The sequence below is a fragment of the Streptomyces sp. NPDC043896 genome (genome assembly GCF_056435605.1).
In genome coordinates this window covers 256,508-273,861 of the sequence record NZ_JBWKEE010000007.1, presented here as the reverse complement: position 1 = coordinate 273,861, position 17,354 = coordinate 256,508, and the positions used below count along the sequence as shown (strand labels likewise).

Sequence of the window (17,354 nt, the reverse complement as noted above, 5' to 3'; positions counted from 1 at the left end):
ACCGCGCGCTCAGCCACCCACGGCCCGCGGCCCGAGGCGGACGCGCCGCACCCCAGCCCGCCCCGCCCGACCCCGCCAAACCTAGCGGAGCACCCCGGCCTTGCTGCCGTCCGTCAGCTTCCCCGTCAGGTCCACCTGCGCGCCCTCCGGCGCCTTCAGGGCCAGCCGGTTGCCGTGCGCGCTCCCGCTCACCCCCGCGCCCGACGCCGACAGCGACGCGAACTGCGCGCTGCCCGCCGCCAGGACGTACCACTGCCCCGCGCGGGACTTCCACAGCACCCCGGCCAGCACCCGGGGCTCGCGCGGCCCGCACGCCGGGGAGCCCTCCGCCTTGGCCGCCTGGGCCGCCAGCGGCGCACCCGGGGCCAGGAACTGGGCCTGCACCCGGTCCGCCGTGCCCTGCCAGGTCTCGGCCCGGGTGCACAGCCAGGTGGCCGTCCCGTCGCCCTCGGGCAGCGGCTGCTTCGCGTACGTCCAGGCGTTGACGGAACGCACCCCGTGCGAGCGCACCGACGGCAGCAGGCACGCCGTCTTCGACCACTCCCCGAGCTCCGCGGCCTCCGTCACGTCCCGCGCGGCACCCGGTGCGCCCGAGGTCAGCCGGGCCGCGGTCAGCTCGCCCAAGTCGGTCACCAGCCGGGTGGCGCCGTCCCCGGTCAGGGACAGCGCGCTCCAGCTGGTGCAGTCGCCGTTCGGGGCGGGGCCCAGCACCGGCGGGGTGACCCCGTCGGGGGTGAGCTTCAGCGCGGCCGCCTGCTCGCCCGGCTTGAGCAGGTCGCGCAGGGCGGCGCCGGTCACCCAGGGGGCCGTCAGGTAGCGGACGTTGCCGTCGACGCGGCTGAGGACCAGGGCGGTCGCCGTGTCCGCCGTGGCCCCGTCGGTCCGGGCGAAGTCGAGGGCGGCGCCCGCCGTGCCGTTGCGCGGCTCGGCGTACCGGACCACGCGCAGCCCGTCGTACAGCAGGACCACCACCGCCTGGTCGACCGTGCCCGCGAACAGCAGCTGCGCCGGCCCCATCGGCGGCCCCGACGGGCTGCCCGGGGTCGCCGAGACCACCACCTCCTTGCCGGGCCGGGCCCACACCGCGAGCGCCCGGCGCAGCAGCTCCGCGTCCTGGACGCGGTCGCCGCGCGCCGGCCAGGCGGAGTAGTCCGTCCGGGAGGACGTACGCCACACCGCCGGCGCGACCCGCACCAGCTGCGCCGGGTCCAGGGCCTGCTCCGCCGCGGCGTTGCGCGCGTACAGCGGGGCCGAGGGCCCGTCCGAGCCCCAGCCGCCGCCCGGCAGGGCCAGCAGCGCCCCGCACACCGCGAGCGCGGCGGCGGCGGCCAGTCCGGCCCGCGCGAACCGGCGCCGCCGCAGCAGGTCGGTGGGCCGGGCCTGGAGCACGCAGGGGTCGAACTCGGGGGAGGCGAACAGGCCGTCGTGCGCCGGATCCCCCGACTCCGCGACCGCCGCCGCCGGGTCGGCGACCCCTGCCTCCGCGAGCACCCTGAGCACCTCCGGCCCGTCCAGCCCCTCCAGCGCCCGCAGCACGCAGGCCGCGCGGCCGGGGCCGTTCAGCGTGGCCAGCCACTGGTCAAGGGCCAGCTCCTCGGCCCCGCCCGCGCGCGGGAACAGCCGCAGCCCCCAGACCTGCGGCAGCAGCGCGGGCAGCTGCCCGCGCAGCGGGAGCGCCTTGAAGGTCAGCGGGATCCCCGCCTCCAGGGCGGAGCGCAGCACGCGCAGCCGGACGTACGCGTAACCGGACTCGGGCCCGCCCAGCCCGCCGCGCTGCGCCGGCACCCCGCCCTGCACGGCCGCCGGGTCGGCGCCCCGCCGCCCGCGCGGCAGCGCCCGCTGGGTCAGCGAATGGGCGGTGAGCACCCGCCGGTTGCGGCCGAGGGAGGGCGGCAGCACCAGGTAGGCCAGCCGCACCAGCCGCGGGTAGTGCTCGACGATGGCGGCCTCGGCCTGCTCGACGTCGGGGGGCAGGGGGCGGGTGGCGGTATCCGGCGCAGTCACGTTCAGCAGAACGAGGGAATCGTCGGATGGTCACCCGTCTTCGCGCACCCGTTCGGGCGAATTCCGGGTGCCGAGGTGTACGCGGCGGGTTGCCGGCGTGCCGCGTCGACGGCCCCCGGGCGATCCGTCCGGCGCCCCTCAGGCGATGAGCTTCGCGCGCAGCGCCGCGACCGTCTCCTCGGAGACGCCGAGGCCCTCGTGCACGTACTTCTCCATCGAGCCGTAGCGGACGCGGACCTCGTCCAGGCCCGCCTCCAGGTAGGAGGGGAACACCCCGATCAGGGCCAGCGCGATGTCCGGGTCCCCGCCCGCGGCCGTGAAGCCCTCGATCATCGGGGCGAAGGCCTGCTTGACCGCCGGGTTCACCGACAGGTATTCGGCCATCAGGGTGTCCTCGTCGGCGCCGAGCAGCGCGAGGACCAGCGTCGCGCCCCAGCCCGTACGGTCCTTGCCGGCCGTGCAGTGGAAGAGCAGCGGGCCGCCCTCGGGGTCGGCGGCCTCGGTGAGCAGGGTGCGGTACGCGGCGTGCGCGGAGCCGGTGCTGACGAAGGAGCGGTACACGGAGCCGAACAGGGTCTGCGCCTTCCCGCCGCCCAGGTGCTCCATGGCCACCGCCGGGTCGGCCAGGAGGTCCTTCAGCTGCGCGGCGGCCGGCATCCGGTGGTCGCTCATCTTGTCGGCCAGCACGTCGCGGACCAGCAGCCGGACCCCGTCGGGTATCCGGTCCGGGTGGTCGGCCCGCTCGGCGTCGCTGCGCAGGTCGATGACGGTCCGCAGGCCGAGCGCCGCCACCACCGGGTCGGCGTCGACGTCCAGCCGGTCCAGCGCGCCCGAGCGCAGCAGGAGGCCGGGGCGGACCGTGCGGCCGCCGGCGAGCGGGGTGCCGCCGAGGTCGCGGAGGTTGGCGACGGTGGCGGAAGGGGTGGCGGTCATCGTGGCGGCTCCAGCGGTGTGGCTCGTAGTGCGTGGCGGACCCGGGCGGGGTGTGGAGGTGGGTGGGGTGCCCGGGTGACTTACTCGTGTTGCTTGTGCTCATCCATGCGCGACCTTCCCGGTTCTTGGGGATTTGGTCAGGTAAGAGCGATTTTCCGATGCTTCGGTCGGGAAAGACAATCGACGGCGACCGAGAGGCCCATCCCCACGCCCAGCGCCACCAGGTGCCCGGCGTCGGTGAACGTCCGCCCGCGCCGCAGCAGCGGCTGCGCGGCGAGGACCAGCAGGCCCGCCCGGGCGGCGCCCCGCACGGGGCCGCGCGGCAGCGCCGAGGTCAGGGCGCCCAGGACGGCGTTGAACCCGTAGCTCGTGCCGACGTCCAGGGCCCGGCGGGTCTCGGGACCGGCGGTACGGCGCAGGGCGCCGTAGACGAGGAGCGTCGCCGAGGCGTGCCCGAAGAGGAAGGCGGCGGCCGTCCACCACGCCCCGTACGCGTACTCCGCGTAGCCCAGGACCGCGACCAGCAGCAGGGCGTACGGCAGCGGCATCGGCTCCTCGACCACGAAGGCGCTGCTCAGCAGGGTCTCCCAGTGGCCGGTGTCGAGGTTGTCGACGTTGGTCGAGCAGCCGCGCAGCACCCGCTCCCGCGCGGCCGGATCCAGCCGTCCGAGGGCGTGCGCCCCGAGCTGGACCCCGCCCGCGTAGACCGCTCCCAGCGGCACTGACCATGACCACGGCGATGGATTCACCGGTCCATGATCGGATACGGCCCTCTTGCGGGCGGCGGCGGGCCCCGTGAGACGATGACCGGAACATGACTGAATCCCCACTCCGTGCGCCGATGCGCGGTACGCGGGCCGCGATGTTCGCGGCCGTGTGCGTCGCTCTGGGCGCGGTGGGGCATTCGTACATGTCCGGGACGGATGTCCCCATCGGCAGTCTTCTGCTGGCTTTCGCCGTGACCGGCGCCCTCGCCTGGGCCGCCGCCGGGCGCCGCTGCGGCCCGGCCGGGATCACCGCCGCGCTGCTCGCCGTCCAGGGCGTCCTGCACCTCGCCTTCTCCGCCGGCCAGGCGGCCGGGCACGGCCACGGACACAACGGCCCCGCCGCCCCCGCCGCCGTCCTGCCCGAGCCGATGCCCGGACACCACCACGTACCCGGCATGCGGATGGACGCCCCGGCCGCCGCCGCGCACGTGCCGGGCACGGGCGCCGAAGGCGCCGCCCGCATGGGCGGCATGGGCGACTTGGCGGGCGGAACGGCCGGCGGCACGGGCTCGGGGGGCATGGGCTCCGGGACCACGGTCGCCGGCATGGGCGACATGGCCGGCGGCGCGGACGCCATGGGCGACATGGCCGGCGGTGTCGGCGACGTGCTCGCGATGGCCGGGCACGGTGGCCTCGGCATGATCGCCGCGCACCTCCTCGCCGGGCTCTTCTGCGCCGCCTGGCTCGCCCGCGGCGAAGCCGCCGTCTTCCGGATCGCCGGAGCGCTCGGCGCCACCGCGCTGCTCGCCGCCCGGCCGCTCGCCCGCGTCCTCGCCCTGCTGCTGACCCGGCCGGCCCCCGTACCGGCCCCGCCCGCGCACTGCCCTCCGTACGAACGCCCGCGCCGGCTGCGCGGAGCCGTACACGCCCACACCGCGGTCCGCCGCGGTCCGCCCGGCCGGCCCGACACCCGCACCACGGCCCCGAGGCCGTGTCGCCAGAGCCCCGCCCGGCCGGCGGACCCCGCAGCGCACGCCCACCGCGTCGCCCCGGGCCGCCGGTGCGCCCCTTCGCGCGCGCACGCACCGGGCGCCGCCGGCCCCGCCCGCAGGGCGGCCGGAACCGCTCCGGCGACACCCGTACCGCTCCCCGCGCACGCCTGACCGGCGCGATCCCGGGCGGCGGACGGGACCTGGGGGCCGATTCCCCCTGTCTCGCCGAACCCCAGGACCGACATGACCGACATCGTCGACACGTCCCGTGACGAACGTCAGGACGACCCCGTCCGCGAAGCCGGAGCACCGGCCGCCGCCTCACCCGCCCGCCGCACCGGCGGCGGCTGGGCCGCGCTGCGGCCCCTGCTCCTGCGCATGCACTTCTACGCGGGCCTGCTCATAGCCCCGTTCCTCTTCCTCGCCGCCGCCACCGGCCTGCTGTACGCCGGCTCCTGGCAGGCGGAGCGCGTCCTCTACTCCCACGAGCTGACCGTCGACAGAGTCGGCGAAGCCGCCGTGCCGCTCAGCACCCAGGTGAAGGCCGCCCAGGCCGCCGCCCCCGACGGCAAGGTGCTCGGCGTGTGGCCCGCGCCCGAAGCGGACGCGACCACCCGGGTCATCATGGAGAAGCCGGGTCTCGCGGAGGGCGAGACCCTCACCGTCTTCGTCGACCCCTACACCACCGACGTGCGCGGGCAGCTGACCACCGCCGGTGACGCGCTGCCGCTGCGGGCCTGGCTGAGCGAGTTCCACGCGAGCCTCCAGCTCGGCGAGTTCGGCCGCAACTACAGCGAACTCGCCGCCAGCTGGCTCTGGGTGGTCGCCCTCGGCGGACTCGCCCTGTGGATCGGCCGGCGCCGCGCCCGCAAGGCCGACCTGGTCCTCCCCGACCGCAAGGCCACCGGCCGCCGCAAGACCCTCTCCTGGCACGGCACCGTCGGCCTGTGGGCCGCCGCCGGGCTCGTCGGCCTCTCCGTGACCGGCCTGACCTGGTCGAACTACGCCGGCGAGAACATCGGACAGCTCCAGGACCGGCTCGGCGGCGCCACCCCCTCCGTCACGGCCAAGCTCGATCCCGGCGCGGGCGCCGGCGCCGACGGCGGCGACGAGCACGCCGGACACGTCATGACCGACGGCATGGAGATGCCCCCGCCGGCCCCCGTCCACGACATCGGCATCGACCAGGCGGTGGCGGCCGCCCGCGCCGCCGGGGTCACCGAGAACCTGCGCGTGACCCTGCCCGCCAAGGGCAAGGGCTACGTCGTCAAGGAGAACGACAAGACGCTCCCGGTGAACCTGGACTCGGCCGCCGTCGACCCCGCCGACGGCCGGGTCATGGACACCCTGCGCTTCGCCGACTACCCGCTGCTCGCCAAGATGACCCGCTTCGGCATCGACCTGCACATGGGCCTCACCTTCGGCATCGCCAACGAGATCGCGCTGGCCGCGCTCGCCGTCGCCGTGATGTTCCTCGTCGTGTGGGGCTACCGGATGTGGTGGATGCGCCGCCCCACCAAGGAGAACCGCCGCTCGGTCGGCCGGGCCCAGCCGCGCGGCGCCTGGCGCAGGCTGCCGGTGACCGTACTGCTGCCGTTCGCCTGCGTGACGGCGGTCGTGGGCTGGTTCGTCCCGCTGCTGGGCCTCAGCCTGCTGGCGTTCCTCGTGATCGACCTGGCCGTGGGGTTCGCCGGGCGCCGGCGCGCGGCGAAGGCCGCCGCCGGCGTGTAGCCGGGGCCTGAACGGCCGTGGGCCCGTACGCGCTCGCGCGCGCACGGGCCCACGGTCATACCGGGCGTCAGGGCGTCAGGGCGTGTACTTGTACCCGACCCGGCGGACGGTCTGGATCGCCCCGCGGTGCGCCGCGCCCAGCTTGCGGCGCAGCCGGGCGATGTGGACGTCGACGGTCCGGCCGTCGCCCACGTGCCCGTACCCCCACACCGTGGTCACCAGCTGGTCGCGGCTGTGCACCCGGTGCGGGTGGGCCACCAGGTGGGCGAGCAGCTCGAACTCCAGGTAGGTCAGGTCCAGCTGCTCGCCGTCGACCTCGGCCGTGCGCCGGGCGGCGTCGATCCGCACGAGCGCGTCTCCGGTGGTCGTGGACGGCCCGGTCGCAGGCTGGGTGTGCGCGGCCGGTCCGGCGGCGGGCGCCGCGACGGGAACGGACTGCGGGGCGAAGGCGACCGGCTGCTGGTCGGCCGGTACGAGGACCAGGTAGCCGACCATCGGCGGCTGGCCCGGCAGCGCCGGCACGGCGTGCTGGGGCGCGGGCAGCCAGGTGGCGCCCGGCGGGAGCAGGTCCACCACGCGGGCCACCTCGTCCCGGTCCACGGCGCGGAGCCGGTGGCGCGGACTCGGCGGGAAGGGCAGGGGAGCGGAGGTCGCGGCGGAGGCGGCAGAAGCGAAGGAACGGGTGTTCGTCATGAGTGGTCAGCTCTTTCACGCGGAGTGATCGGCAGAGGACGTACGTGTGCAGGTTCGTGTGCACGTAGTCGTTGCGTACCGCGCAGACCGAAGGCCCCGGGGCGGGTCTGGTGAGTGGTCCCGGAAGGCTTTAGAGGGCCGGCGCGTTCTCGGCGCGGCAACACACCCGGTCGAAGTCGTGATCCTGACGGGACGGCCAGAACGGCTCCAGGTCGCTGCGACCTCTGGGGTAGTACGGATGGCTGGCCATGGGCGCCATTGAAGCAGAAACGAGGACCCCGGGGCAGGTTGCGTCTCACTTGCCGGACCGGAATCTCATATTCTGTCGTCACGTCTTCGTCAGGCCGTCACAATCCCGACATACCGTCAGCCCGAAAGCCGCTTCCGCCAGTCGAGCCCGGTCACCCGTATCGCATCGTGGGCGGACCCGTCCCACGCCCACGACAGCCCCTCGCCGTCCGGCGCCGCGATCCCGCTTGCGTCGAGCGCCGCGACGACCCGGGCCTGACGACGGCGGCGCCCGCGCTCCCGGGGGAGGGCGGGCGCCGCCGTCGTCGTCAGGTCCGGGGGCCGGTCGGATCAGACCAGGCCGTCCTTCTCCAGGCCCGTGCAGCAGGTGTCCGTGATCAGGCGGGTCACCACGTACGGGTCCACGTTCGCGTTCGGGCGGCGGTCCTCGATGTAGCCCTTGCCGTCCTTCTCCACCTGCCACGGGATGCGGACCGACGCGCCGCGGTCCGAGACGCCGTAGCTGAACTCGTTCCACGGGGCCGTCTCGTGCAGACCCGTCAGGCGCTCGTCGATGCCCGCGCCGTAGTTCTTGACGTGGTCCAGCGGCTTGCTGCCCTCGCCCAGCGCCTCGCACGCCGAGATGATCGCGCGGTAGTCCTCGCGCATCGCCTTCGTGGAGAAGTTGGTGTGCGCGCCCGCGCCGTTCCAGTCGCCCTTCACCGGCTTCGGGTTCAGCGTCGCCGACACGTTGAAGTCCTCCGCCGTGCGGTACAGCAGCCAGCGCGCGATCCACAGCTGGTCGGAGACCTCCAGCGGGCCCAGCGGGCCGACCTGGAACTCCCACTGGCCCGGCATGACCTCGGCGTTGATGCCGGAGATCTCCAGGCCGGCGGCGAGGCAGTGGTCCAGGTGCTTCTCGACGATGTCGCGGCCGAAGATCTCGTCCGCGCCGACACCGCAGTAGTAGCCGCCCTGCGCCGCCGGGAAGCCGCCCACCGGGAAGCCGAGCGGGCGGGTTCCGTCGAAGAAGGTGTACTCCTGCTCGATGCCGAAGATGGCCTCCTGCGCGGCGAACTTCTCCGCGACCGGACGCAGCAGCGCGCGGGTGTTCGACTCGTGCGGGGTCATGTCGATGTTGAGCACCTCGCACAGGACGAGGATGTCGTTCCCGCCGCGGATCGGGTCCGGGCAGGAGAAGACCGGCTGGAGGACCCGGTCCGAGGCGTGGCCCTCGGCCTGGTTCGTGCTCGAACCGTCGAAGCCCCAGATCGGCAGCTCCGCGCCTCCCCCAGGACCTTCGGTGTGGGAGGGGCTCCCAGCCAGGATCTTCGTCTTGGAGCGGAGCTTCGCCGTCGGCTCGGTGCCGTCGATCCAGATGTACTCAGCCTTGTAGCTCACGGGACCATCCTGACTCTGCGGGTGCTGACTCTGCGGGTGCTGACTCTGCGGGCGCTGCGGAACGCTGCGGTGTTGACCGCAGCGTGCCCCGTGGCGATTTCTCATCCGTTGCCCATGTGTGAACCCTGTGTTACCGGGGTTTACGCCGCAGGTCGGGTGGCTTGATCGAGTCGGTCGCTGTGCATCCGTCCGAGTGCGGCACACTGAGCGGGTGAGCATTTCGTACGATTTGAACTCTTCCGGTGACGGCCCGGGCGACGGCCCCCGCCGCGCCCGCCCCCGCGTCGGCCTGCTCGGCACCGGCCCCTGGGCCCGCCGCACCCACGCCCCCGCCCTCGCCGCGCACACCGGCTCCGAGTTCGCCGGAGTCTGGGGCCGCCGCCCCGAAGCCGCGGCCGAGCTCGCCGAGGCGTACGGGGTGAAGGTGTACGAAGACCCCGACGCGCTGTTCGCCGACTGCGACGTCGTGGCCTTCGCCCTGCCGCCCGACGTCCAGGCTCCGCTCGCCGTCCGCGCGGCCGCCGCCGGCTGCCACCTGCTGCTCGACAAGCCCGTCGCCACGACGGTCGCGGACGCCCGCGCCGTCGCCGACGCCGCCGCGGCGCACACGGTCGCCTCCGTCGTCTTCCTGACCCTGCGCTTCGCCGAGCCGACGGCGGGCTGGGTCCGCGAACAGGCCGGGCGCTCCGGGTGGTTCACCGCCTCCGCCCGCTGGCTCGGCGCGGTCTTCCCGCCCGCCGGCGAGCCCAGCGCGTACGCCGACTCGCCCTGGCGCAAGGCCAAGGGCGGGCTGTGGGACGTCGGCCCGCACGCCCTGTCCGTCCTGATCCCGGTGCTCGGCGAGGTCACCGCCGTCTCCGCCACCCGGGGCCCGTCCGACCTGGTGCAGCTGGCCCTGCGGCACGCCTCGGGCGCCGCCAGTACCGCCGTGCTCAGCCTGGGCGCCCCGCGCGCGGCCGCCGGGGTGGGGCTCGAACTGCGCGGGGCCGAAGGCGTCTTCTCGCTGCCGGACTGGAGCGACGTACCGGGTGCCTACGGGCGCGCCCTGGACGCGCTGCTCGACGCCGCGCGCACCGGGGTGCCGGACCCGCGCGGGGCGGAGTTCGGGGCCCGGCTGACGGAGATCCTGGCGGAGGCGGAAGGGCAGCTGGGGCACGCTACTTGATGAGGGCGTTGGCCACGATGATCACCAGCCCGATCGCGGCGTCGGCCAGGCCGATGAGCAGGGCCGAGCCGATCCGGTAGCCGACCCGCAGCGCCACGAAGGCCCCCCAGGCGAACAGCAGCGCCGTGTTCAGCCCGAGTCCGACGGCCGTCACCCCGTACGGCTCCCAGCCCCCGACCCAGGCGAGCAGGAGCAGGACCACGGTGGGGAGGGTGGCGGCGATCATCGGCCACTCGTTCCACAGGGCCCGGCCCAGCAGCCGCCACCGGTGCGCGGCGGATCCGGTCTGGTGGTCGGCCATGTGGTGCGCGTAGCCGTGGGCGAGGGCGCCGGCGGCGGCGGTGACGAGGATCCAGCAGGCGTCGTAGAACGGCGTGTATTCCCCGCCCCGCTGGTCCAGCGCGGCCAGCAGCCCACTGGCCAGCACGGTCCCGTACACCCCGCCGAACATCCAGTCGGCCCCGCGGCGGGGCGGGGCGATGGGGTAGGGGGTGGGCTGTTCGGTCATAGGCATGGTCCTCTGGTGCGTTTTGGGTGCATTTGCTCCTCGGGTCACCCTAGTGGGGAGGGGATGGGGGCGGCGTGAAGGTGGGTGCGGGTGCGGGTGCGGGGCGGGGGTGCGGGAGCGGCAGCCCCTTGGCCCGGGTCGGGGAGGGGATGGGGGTTTCCCGTCAGTCCCATCGTCCTTCCGTGTCGTGCCGGTCCCTCAAGGGCGCTCCTTCGTCGCGTCACTTCGTGATCGCCTTCGGCGCCCCTTGACCGACCGGCCCGCCCCGGAAAGCCGAAAGACTGCCGGGAAACCCCCAAAAGAACGGTCACGGGGCAAGAGAGGGAGGAGCGGCCCCGTCAGCGATGGGCGAGGGGCCGGGGGCCGGCCCGCCGGGCATCCGGGCGGCCTTGATTCCTGGTTCAGGGACGGGGGCGCGGCTACCTGCACGAGAGGTTGATCAGAGCGACCTGCGGAGCACCCGGGCGCGGCAGATCGCTACGCGCTCCTCATCGATTGGCGTCCGGCTGCCGTCCTGGGCTGAGATCCGGTGCGGACGGGGAGTGGGTACCGTGATCCACACAGCTGATCGATTTCTGAAGAAAGCGTCGTCGTGAGCGATTCGCGCCCCCACATCCTGTTCTCCTTCGGCACGCTGATGGACCCGAAGGTTCAGCGGGCCCTCTTCGGCCGGGTCGTGCCCAGTCGTCCCGCGTCGCTGGCCGGGTACACGACCAGGCCGCTGAAGATCACCGACCCGGACGTGATCGCCGCCAGCGGCCTGGACGTTCACCTGACCCTGGAGCGCAAGCTCGGCAGTGAGGTCGAGGGAGCCGTCCTTCACCTCACCGATGAGGAACTCGCCGCAGCCGACGACTACGAGGTCGACGACTACACCCGCCGGCGGGTGGTCCTTTCGTCCGGGGAGAGCGCCTGGGCCTACCTGGACGCGAAGCCGCTCCGGCCGGCGGCGCGGATCGTGATCGTGGGCGACAGCATCGCCTACGGGCGTTGCGATCCGCAGGGTGGATGGGCGGCCCGCCTGGCCGCCGCCCACATAGCCGGGAACGAGACCGCGCACCGCGTCTTCAACCTCGCCGTCCCCGGTTCCACGTTGGCGGCCGTCAGCGAGCAGACGCCCACCCTTCTGCCTCCCCGCCTGCCTGACACGATCGTGCTCGCGGCAGGCATCAACGACTCCGCCGTGCCCCTGTCGACGCCGGATGCCGATGGACTGGCGAACATCGAGGACGGTCTCGACGCACTGGCCGCCACGGCCCATGCGCACCATGCGCGCCTGGTCGTTCTGGGTCCCGTCTGGCTCGACGAAGAGCGCACTCGTGACTACGAGGGCCTGTGCTTCACCCGGCAACGAGCGCTCACCCTCCGGGAGTCGATGCGGGCCTGGTGCGAGGAGGAGCACATCGACTTCGTCGACATGTGGGAGCCGCTGGAGGGGAAGCCCGAGCTCCTCGCCGACGGCATACACCCCACCGGCGAGGGGCACGAGGCGCTCTACCGGCACCTCACCGGCTGATCCCGGCACAGTTCGAGGTGCGAGCCCCTGAACCGCGACCGCATCCGGCGGTCGTGGGTGACGAGGACCAGGGCGCCCTGGTAGTCGGCCAGGGCCTCTTCGAGTTCCTCGACGAGGGCGGGCGCCAGGTGGTTGGTGGGCTCGTCCAGGAGCAGCAGGTCGACCGGGTCGCTCACCAGCCGGGCCAGCTCGATCCGGCGCCGCTGTCCGTAGGAGAGGTCCCCGACGCGCAGCCGCAGATCGGCCGGCCGGAACAGGCCGAGCGCGAGCAGCGCGGCGGTGTGCTCGTCCGGGTCGCCCGCGCGCCCCGCCGCGAAGGCCTCGGCGACGGTGAGCCCGGGCGGCCAGGGCGTCTCCTCCTGGCGCAGGTGGCCCACCCGTCCGCTGACGTCCACCGAGCCGGCGTCCGGGGCGAGTTCTCCCGCGAGTACGCGCATCAGGGTGCTCTTGCCCGCGCCGTTGGGGCCGGTCACCAGCAGCCGTTCGCCGGCCCCGATCGACAGGGAGGGGACGTCGAGCCGCTCGCCGACCCGGACGTCGGTGAGGCGGGCGGCCGTCCTCGCGGTGCCGGGGCCCGTGGCGATGCGCGTGGTGAGGACGAGGGGCTCGGGAGGCGGGGCCACAGGGCTGGCGGTCAGCCGCTCGACCCGTTCCTTGGCGTTGCGGATGCGGACCATGGCTCCGTGTCCGCGTCCGCGCGCACGGAAGCCGCCGTGACCGAAGACGCTGAGCGGCATCTTGCGCGGGATGGCGTCCAGCCGCGCCACGTTGGACTCGGCGAGCTGCCGGTTGCGGCCGAGCTCGGTCCGCCAGTCGTCGTACTCCTGCAGCCGTCGCCGGCGTTCGGCCGCCTTCGCGGAGAGGTAGCCGTCGTAGCCGTTGCCGTGGCGGGAGACGCCGCCTGACCCGACCTCCAGAACCGTGGTGGTGAGGCGCTCCAGGAACACGCGGTCGTGACTGACCGCGATCACCGTGCCGCGGTGGGCGCGCAGGTGCTCTTCGAGCCAGCCGACCGCCTGGTCGTCGAGGTCGTTCGTCGGCTCGTCCAGCAGCAGCAGCTCGGGGGCCGAGGCCAGGGTGGCGGCCAGTGCCAGGCGGGACCGCTCGCCGCCCGAGAGGGTGCCCAGCCGCCTGTCGCGGTCCAGCCGGGGCAGCCCCAGGCCGTGCAGGGCGATGCCCACCCGGGTGTCCGCCGCGTAGCCGCCCCGGGCCTCGTACTGCTCGATCAGTGCGGCGTAGGCCGTCGGCGCGGACTCAGACGTGGTCAGCTCGGCTTCGGCGCGGCGCATGCGCGCTTCGAGCGCGCGGAGGTCGGCGAGGGCCAGGTCGACGGCGTCCTGAACGGTCGCGCCGGGCGGGAGGTCCAGGGTCTGGGGCAGGTATCCGGTGCCCCCGGGTGCCTCGACGGTCAGTTCGCCGCTGTCGAAGCGCTCCTGGCGGGCGATCAGCCGGAGCAGGGTGGACTTCCCGGAGCCGTTGTCACCGATGACGCCGACCTTCTCGCCGGGCTTGACGGTGAGGCTGACGCGGTCCAGGACGACGTGGTCGTCGTACCGCTTGGTGAGGTCGTGGAGGGTGAGCTGTGACGTGCGCAAGGTGCGGTTCCCCTGTTCTCGGCCGGGCCGGTGGATGTCGTTCGGTGTCGTGCGCGGGCGAGGGGGGAGCGGGTTTCGTATGGAAGTTCTCCTCTGTGCGGGGTCAGGCGGTGGCCGGTGCGGCCCACTCCACGAACTGGACGATCACGCCGTTGGGGTCGGTGATCTGGAAGAGGCGTTCGCCCCAGGGCTCTTCGCGCAGCGGCATGGTGACGTCCACGCCCGCGGCCCGCATGCGCTCTTCCTCGTCCGCGATGCCGCTGGGGACGGTGAAGGCGAGGATGAGGCCGGAGGCGCGCCGGTCGCGCTGATCGGCCGGCAGGACCTCGGTGCCGCGGGCGAGCAGGACGATGTCGACCGCCGCGTCCGGGCGGGTCAGGGACGCGAAGCCGTCGGAGGCGGCCTGCTCGGTGTAGCCGAGGTGGGTCGTGAAGAACCTCTGGGACGCGGCTACGTCGTCGACGGTGAGCGAGACGGTGGAGGTGGTGATCTGCAAGGCGCATCCTTAGGTCAAGGCGAAACTTACGACGGACGTAAAGTTAGACCACGGGCCCCCGGGGTGTCAACATAAAAATGCCACGGGGGTAAGATTGCTCCATGAGTACTGACGCCACCGCGCCCTCCGTCGGCCTCCGGGAATCGAAGAAGCAGGAGACCCGGCAGCTGATCTCCGACCACGCCACCCGGCTGTTCATCGCCCAGGGCTTCGAGCAGACCGCCATCGCCGAGATCGCCGCCGCCGCCCGGGTCGCCAAGAAGACCGTCACCAACTACTTCCCGCGCAAGGAGGACCTGGCCCTGGACCACCAGGACCTCTTCATCGCCTCTCTGGCGGGCGTGGTCGGAGCCCGCCGGCCCGGCGAGTCCGCCCTGGCGGCACTGCGCCGGGCGTTCGTCGACTCGGCGAAGGCGCAAGAGCCGGTCGCGGGCTTCTCCGGCCCCGACTTCGCCCGCATGGTCGCCGACAGCCCCACCCTCTCCGCCCGCCTGCGCGACCTGCACGACCTGCGCGAAGCGGCCCTGGCCGACGCCCTGGCCGACGCCACCGGCGCATCCCGCGACGACATCACCCTCCGCGCCGCCGCGGCCCTGCTCGGCGCCGTGCACCGCACCCTGTTCCGGCGCATCCAGGAACTCACCCTGGCCGGCTGGCCCGGCACCCGGATCTCCGCCACCGTCACCGCCGAGGCGGAAACCGCCTTCGCCCTGCTGGAGCCCGCGCTCGGCGACTACGCCCCGGCGTGACCGACCCGGGCCGGGCGGCCGCCATCCGGCGCGGGTATCAGCCCAGGGCGGCCGCCGGACGCCAATCGATGAGGAGCGCGTAGCGATCTGCCGCGCCCGGGTGCTCCGCAGGTCGCTCTGATCGACCTTTCCTGCGGGTAGCCGCGCCCCCGGCCCTGGCGGCAGGGATCTGGGAGCCCGGATGCCCGGTGGGCCGGCGCCCGGCCCCTCGCCTGGTCTCTGACGGACCCGTCCCTCCCTCTTCTGCCCCGTGACCGTTCTTTTGGGGGTTTCCCGGCAGTCTTTCGGCTTTCCGGGGCGGGACGGTCGGTCAAGGGTCGCCGAAGGCGATCACGAAGTGACGCGAACGCAGTGAGCGCCCTTGACGGACCGGACCGAACCGGAAGGACGATGGGACTGACGGGAAGCCCCCAGCCCGGCTGTGAGACCGCTCCGGGTCAGCCGGCCGTCGTGATGCCGTCCAGGAAAGTGGCCCAGGTGGTGGGGGTCACCGCTAGCTCGGGGCCACCCGTTACTTTGGAGTCCCGGATGCGGACGGCGCCCGTACCGGCGGCAACCTCGATGCAGTTGCCTTGGTCAGCCCCGCTGTGGCTGGACTTTATCCACCGATCCTGTTTCCGGGCAGGGTGCATCTTCACGTCAGTTTCTCCATCTGCTCTCTGATGAGGTCTGCACTGCTCCGCGCGGAAAGCGCCTCGCCCATCAGGTCCTCGAAGGCGCGCTGCGCTGCCCGCACATGCTCCGGCTCATCGATGATTCCGGTAGTACGGTACGCCTCCACGCAGACCACGGTCACGTGGCTGGGTGCTGTGCGGAAGCTTGCCGAACTGTTGATCATCAAGTGTGCCTCAGCGTCGAAAGGCAGCACGCGGATGCCGATCGTGGGGTGCTCCATGTGCGTCAGTAGCGCTCGGAGCTGACTTCGCATTACATCGCGCTGACCCAAGTGGCGGTGGAGTACGGATTCACACAAGACCACGCGAACCTCTGGAGGAGCCGCCCCCCGGAGGATGTCTTGCCGAGTGAGCCGGGCGCGTACGGCCTTCATGATCTCGGTCTCGCCGGCGCGGGGGTCGCCCTTGCACAGGATGGCACGCGCGTAATCGGAGGTCTGGAGCAGCCCGGGTACTACATGCTGCGACCACTCCCAGATGGCGATCGCCTCCCGTTCCAGCCGCATGCGACGTCGGTGTATCGCCGGGAAACTCTGTGCCACTGCCTCCTCGTACAGTCGCTTGAACAAGCCGTCCGTCTCGAAGATCTGATCCAACACCGCCGGCAGCTCCGGTGGGATCGCCCCTTCCCCCGACTCCATGCGGCTGATCGTGCTCTTCGACGTGCGCGCCAGACGGGCCGCGCTCGTCTGGGAGAGGCGGCGTTCCGGGTACAGCTCTCGGGCGCTCTTGAGTTCCTCGGCGAATCGGCGGCGTGGATCCGACTCCACGGACGCCCCCTTTCCACGTTCCCATGCGGTTGGTCACGACCGGACCTGACGCGTTCCCGCAGGCCAAGCGGGTCGGAATATGCCGCTCCGACCAAGGCACAGGTCGGTCAAGCGGGCGCTTTCGATCGTAGCTCCGCCTGCGTAACTCTGGCCTCACGCAAGGTAATTGAGCACTCGAACGGATGGTGGAATGTCATGCGTGATGCGACCGGCGCGGACGGTGGGACCAGCGCGGACGACATCGACTGGCTCGCCGGTGTCCTCCCCCGGCTCGACCGGGCCTGGGCCGATCTGGTCACCGGCCTGGACGCCGCCCTCCAGGGGTTCGTCTTCGTCCAGCGGTTCAGCGCCACGCCCCGAGGTGCCCGGCTCGCCCGGCATCTCGCGCTCGTGCAGCTGCACGCCTGGGGGATTCCGCACGGGAGCGGGGTCGGCGATGACGTCGGGCTCGTCATCGCCGAGCTCGCCGCCAACGCCGTGACGCACGGGCGGGTGGCCGGGCGGGACTTCGAGTTGCGGGTCAGCCGGCTGGGCGGGGTGGTGCGGGTCGAGGTGTCCGACGGGCGGCGGGATCGGCGGCCCCGCCTGACGGAGGGCGGGTACGGGCTGCGGGTCGTCGAGGGCGTCGCCGCCGCGTGGGGTGTTTCCGACCGCGTGGTCGGGAAGACCGTGTGGGCCGAGTGTGCCCTCAGGGCGTGAACGCCGTCCGCGCCGCCGTCAGGAAGGCGCGGATCGTCTCGCGCTCGGCGGGGCTGAGGGCGGCCAGGGAGTCCTGGACGGCGGTGAGCATCGGGCCGAAGAAGGTCTGGCCGAGCTCGATCGCCTCCGGGGTCACGCGGACCAGCACGCGGCGGCGGTCTTCGGGGTCGCGGACGCGCTCCGCGTGGCCCAGGCGTTCCAGGCGGTCGATCACCGCCGTGGTGCCGGCCGAGTTGAGACCGAGTCGGGTGGCCAGGAGGCCCGGGGTGGCGGGTTCGGCGGCGCGGCCTGCGTCCAGGAGGCAGATCAGGGCCCGTACGTCGGTCGGGTGCATGCCGTTGGCGGCGGCGAACTCCGCCTGGCGGAGGCTGAATTCGACGGTCACCGCGCGGAGCAGGTGCACCAGTTCCAGGTTCTCGCCCTTCTCGCCCTTCTCGCCCTTGTCGTCCTGCTCATCCTTGTCGTCCACCATGCCCCCACCCTAATATCTCTC

General features: G+C 73.3%; 17 protein-coding genes. 6 read left to right on the top strand and 11 right to left on the bottom strand.

Features of this window, described 5'->3' with window-relative positions; translation table 11 throughout:
• Positions 1 to 81 precede the first annotated feature (81 nt).
• The 3 genes from AC069X_RS13110 to AC069X_RS13100 all read right to left on the bottom strand — a co-directional run bounded on the left by AC069X_RS13110 (position 82) and on the right by AC069X_RS13100 (position 3,659).
• Entirely contained in the window at positions 82 to 2,004 is a 1,923-nt protein-coding gene (locus AC069X_RS13110) for a hypothetical protein (RefSeq protein ID WP_478728019.1), read from the bottom strand.
• Positions 2,005 to 2,142: 138 nt separating this feature from the next.
• Positions 2,143 to 2,937, bottom strand: a complete 795-nt coding sequence (locus AC069X_RS13105; RefSeq protein WP_478728017.1) for a tyrosine-protein phosphatase — start codon at positions 2,935 to 2,937, stop codon at positions 2,143 to 2,145.
• Between the two features lie 137 nt (positions 2,938 to 3,074).
• A complete protein-coding gene (locus AC069X_RS13100; protein ID WP_478728015.1) occupies positions 3,075 to 3,659 on the bottom strand; it encodes a rhomboid-like protein in 585 nt (194 codons plus the stop codon).
• A 92-nt stretch (positions 3,660 to 3,751) separates the two neighbouring features.
• Here AC069X_RS13100 and AC069X_RS13095 point away from each other — a divergent pair, with 92 nt between their 5' ends.
• A complete protein-coding gene (locus tag AC069X_RS13095; protein ID WP_478728013.1) occupies positions 3,752 to 4,807 on the top strand; it encodes a hypothetical protein in 1,056 nt (351 codons plus the stop codon).
• Between the two features lie 72 nt (positions 4,808 to 4,879).
• The gene (locus AC069X_RS13090; protein ID WP_478728011.1) at positions 4,880 to 6,367 is read left to right on the top strand and encodes a PepSY-associated TM helix domain-containing protein; all 1,488 of its coding nucleotides are present in this window, start codon (positions 4,880 to 4,882) and stop codon (positions 6,365 to 6,367) included.
• A gap of 75 nt (positions 6,368 to 6,442) precedes the next feature.
• Here the strand turns inward: AC069X_RS13090 and AC069X_RS13085 are convergent, their stop codons facing one another.
• Together AC069X_RS13085 and glnII are read right to left on the bottom strand one after the other, a co-directional pair.
• Positions 6,443 to 7,060, bottom strand: a complete 618-nt coding sequence (locus tag AC069X_RS13085; RefSeq protein ID WP_478728009.1) for a winged helix-turn-helix domain-containing protein — start codon at positions 7,058 to 7,060, stop codon at positions 6,443 to 6,445.
• Between the two features lie 579 nt (positions 7,061 to 7,639).
• Entirely contained in the window at positions 7,640 to 8,689 is a 1,050-nt protein-coding gene (gene glnII, locus AC069X_RS13080) for a glutamine synthetase (RefSeq protein ID WP_478728007.1), read from the bottom strand.
• A 229-nt stretch (positions 8,690 to 8,918) separates the two neighbouring features.
• Between glnII and AC069X_RS13075 the strand changes: the two genes are divergently transcribed.
• Positions 8,919 to 9,854: a Gfo/Idh/MocA family protein gene (locus tag AC069X_RS13075; RefSeq protein WP_478728195.1), complete on the top strand. Its 936-nt coding sequence runs from the start codon at positions 8,919 to 8,921 to the stop codon at positions 9,852 to 9,854.
• On the opposite strand, the gene AC069X_RS13070 is transcribed toward AC069X_RS13075, so the two are convergent.
• Complete coding sequence (locus tag AC069X_RS13070) at positions 9,847 to 10,362, bottom strand: hypothetical protein (RefSeq protein ID WP_478728005.1); 516 nt, start codon at positions 10,360 to 10,362, stop codon at positions 9,847 to 9,849. The two genes, AC069X_RS13075 and AC069X_RS13070, sit on opposite strands and share 8 nt — an antisense overlap.
• Positions 10,363 to 10,954: 592 nt before the next feature.
• On the opposite strand from AC069X_RS13070, the gene AC069X_RS13065 reads away from it, so the two are divergent.
• Positions 10,955 to 11,878 carry a GDSL-type esterase/lipase family protein gene (locus AC069X_RS13065; protein WP_478728003.1) on the top strand — a complete coding sequence of 308 codons (924 nt, stop codon included), beginning with the start codon at positions 10,955 to 10,957 and terminating at the stop codon, positions 11,876 to 11,878.
• On the opposite strand, the gene AC069X_RS13060 is transcribed toward AC069X_RS13065, so the two are convergent.
• Positions 11,857 to 13,473: a TlrC/CarA/OleB/SrmB family ABC-F type ribosomal protection protein gene (locus AC069X_RS13060; RefSeq protein ID WP_478728002.1), complete on the bottom strand. Its 1,617-nt coding sequence runs from the start codon at positions 13,471 to 13,473 to the stop codon at positions 11,857 to 11,859. The two genes, AC069X_RS13065 and AC069X_RS13060, sit on opposite strands and share 22 nt — an antisense overlap.
• 103 nt (positions 13,474 to 13,576) lie before the next feature.
• Positions 13,577 to 13,969 (bottom strand): VOC family protein, encoded by a 393-nt coding sequence (locus tag AC069X_RS13055; RefSeq protein ID WP_478728000.1) that lies wholly within the window; start codon positions 13,967 to 13,969, stop codon positions 13,577 to 13,579.
• 101 nt (positions 13,970 to 14,070) lie between these two features.
• Between AC069X_RS13055 and AC069X_RS13050 the strand changes: the two genes are divergently transcribed.
• Positions 14,071 to 14,718, top strand: coding sequence for a TetR/AcrR family transcriptional regulator (locus tag AC069X_RS13050; protein ID WP_478727998.1), 648 nt, complete (start codon positions 14,071 to 14,073; stop codon positions 14,716 to 14,718).
• A 437-nt stretch (positions 14,719 to 15,155) separates the two neighbouring features.
• Here the strand turns inward: AC069X_RS13050 and AC069X_RS13045 are convergent, their stop codons facing one another.
• Both AC069X_RS13045 and AC069X_RS13040 read right to left on the bottom strand, forming a co-directional pair.
• Positions 15,156 to 15,350 carry a DUF397 domain-containing protein gene (locus tag AC069X_RS13045; RefSeq protein ID WP_478728193.1) on the bottom strand — a complete coding sequence of 65 codons (195 nt, stop codon included), beginning with the start codon at positions 15,348 to 15,350 and terminating at the stop codon, positions 15,156 to 15,158.
• A gap of 2 nt (positions 15,351 to 15,352) precedes the next feature.
• Entirely contained in the window at positions 15,353 to 16,162 is an 810-nt protein-coding gene (locus tag AC069X_RS13040) for a helix-turn-helix domain-containing protein (protein WP_478727996.1), read from the bottom strand.
• A 195-nt stretch (positions 16,163 to 16,357) separates the two neighbouring features.
• Between AC069X_RS13040 and AC069X_RS13035 the strand changes: the two genes are divergently transcribed.
• Positions 16,358 to 16,861: an ATP-binding protein gene (locus AC069X_RS13035; protein ID WP_478727994.1), complete on the top strand. Its 504-nt coding sequence runs from the start codon at positions 16,358 to 16,360 to the stop codon at positions 16,859 to 16,861.
• Here AC069X_RS13035 and AC069X_RS13030 read toward each other — a convergent pair.
• A complete protein-coding gene (locus tag AC069X_RS13030; protein WP_478727993.1) occupies positions 16,851 to 17,333 on the bottom strand; it encodes a MarR family winged helix-turn-helix transcriptional regulator in 483 nt (160 codons plus the stop codon). The two genes, AC069X_RS13035 and AC069X_RS13030, sit on opposite strands and share 11 nt — an antisense overlap.
• Positions 17,334 to 17,354: the final 21 nt, after the last annotated feature.

Excerpts from the sequence above, each read along its gene's own strand:
- AC069X_RS13035 (WP_478727994.1), top strand. The coding sequence starts at position 16,358 with ATGCGTGATGCGACCGGCGCGGACGGTGGGACCAGCGCGGACGACATC.
- AC069X_RS13090 (WP_478728011.1), top strand. The coding sequence starts at position 4,880 with ATGACCGACATCGTCGACACGTCCCGTGACGAACGTCAGGACGACCCC.
- AC069X_RS13030 (WP_478727993.1), bottom strand. The coding sequence starts at position 17,333 with ATGGTGGACGACAAGGATGAGCAGGACGACAAGGGCGAGAAGGGCGAG.
- AC069X_RS13050 (WP_478727998.1), top strand. The coding sequence starts at position 14,071 with ATGAGTACTGACGCCACCGCGCCCTCCGTCGGCCTCCGGGAATCGAAG.
- AC069X_RS13095 (WP_478728013.1), top strand. The coding sequence starts at position 3,752 with ATGACTGAATCCCCACTCCGTGCGCCGATGCGCGGTACGCGGGCCGCG.
- AC069X_RS13105 (WP_478728017.1), bottom strand. The coding sequence starts at position 2,937 with ATGACCGCCACCCCTTCCGCCACCGTCGCCAACCTCCGCGACCTCGGC.
- AC069X_RS13070 (WP_478728005.1), bottom strand. The coding sequence starts at position 10,362 with ATGACCGAACAGCCCACCCCCTACCCCATCGCCCCGCCCCGCCGCGGG.
- AC069X_RS13085 (WP_478728009.1), bottom strand. The coding sequence starts at position 7,060 with ATGACGAACACCCGTTCCTTCGCTTCTGCCGCCTCCGCCGCGACCTCC.
- AC069X_RS13045 (WP_478728193.1), bottom strand. The coding sequence starts at position 15,350 with ATGCACCCTGCCCGGAAACAGGATCGGTGGATAAAGTCCAGCCACAGC.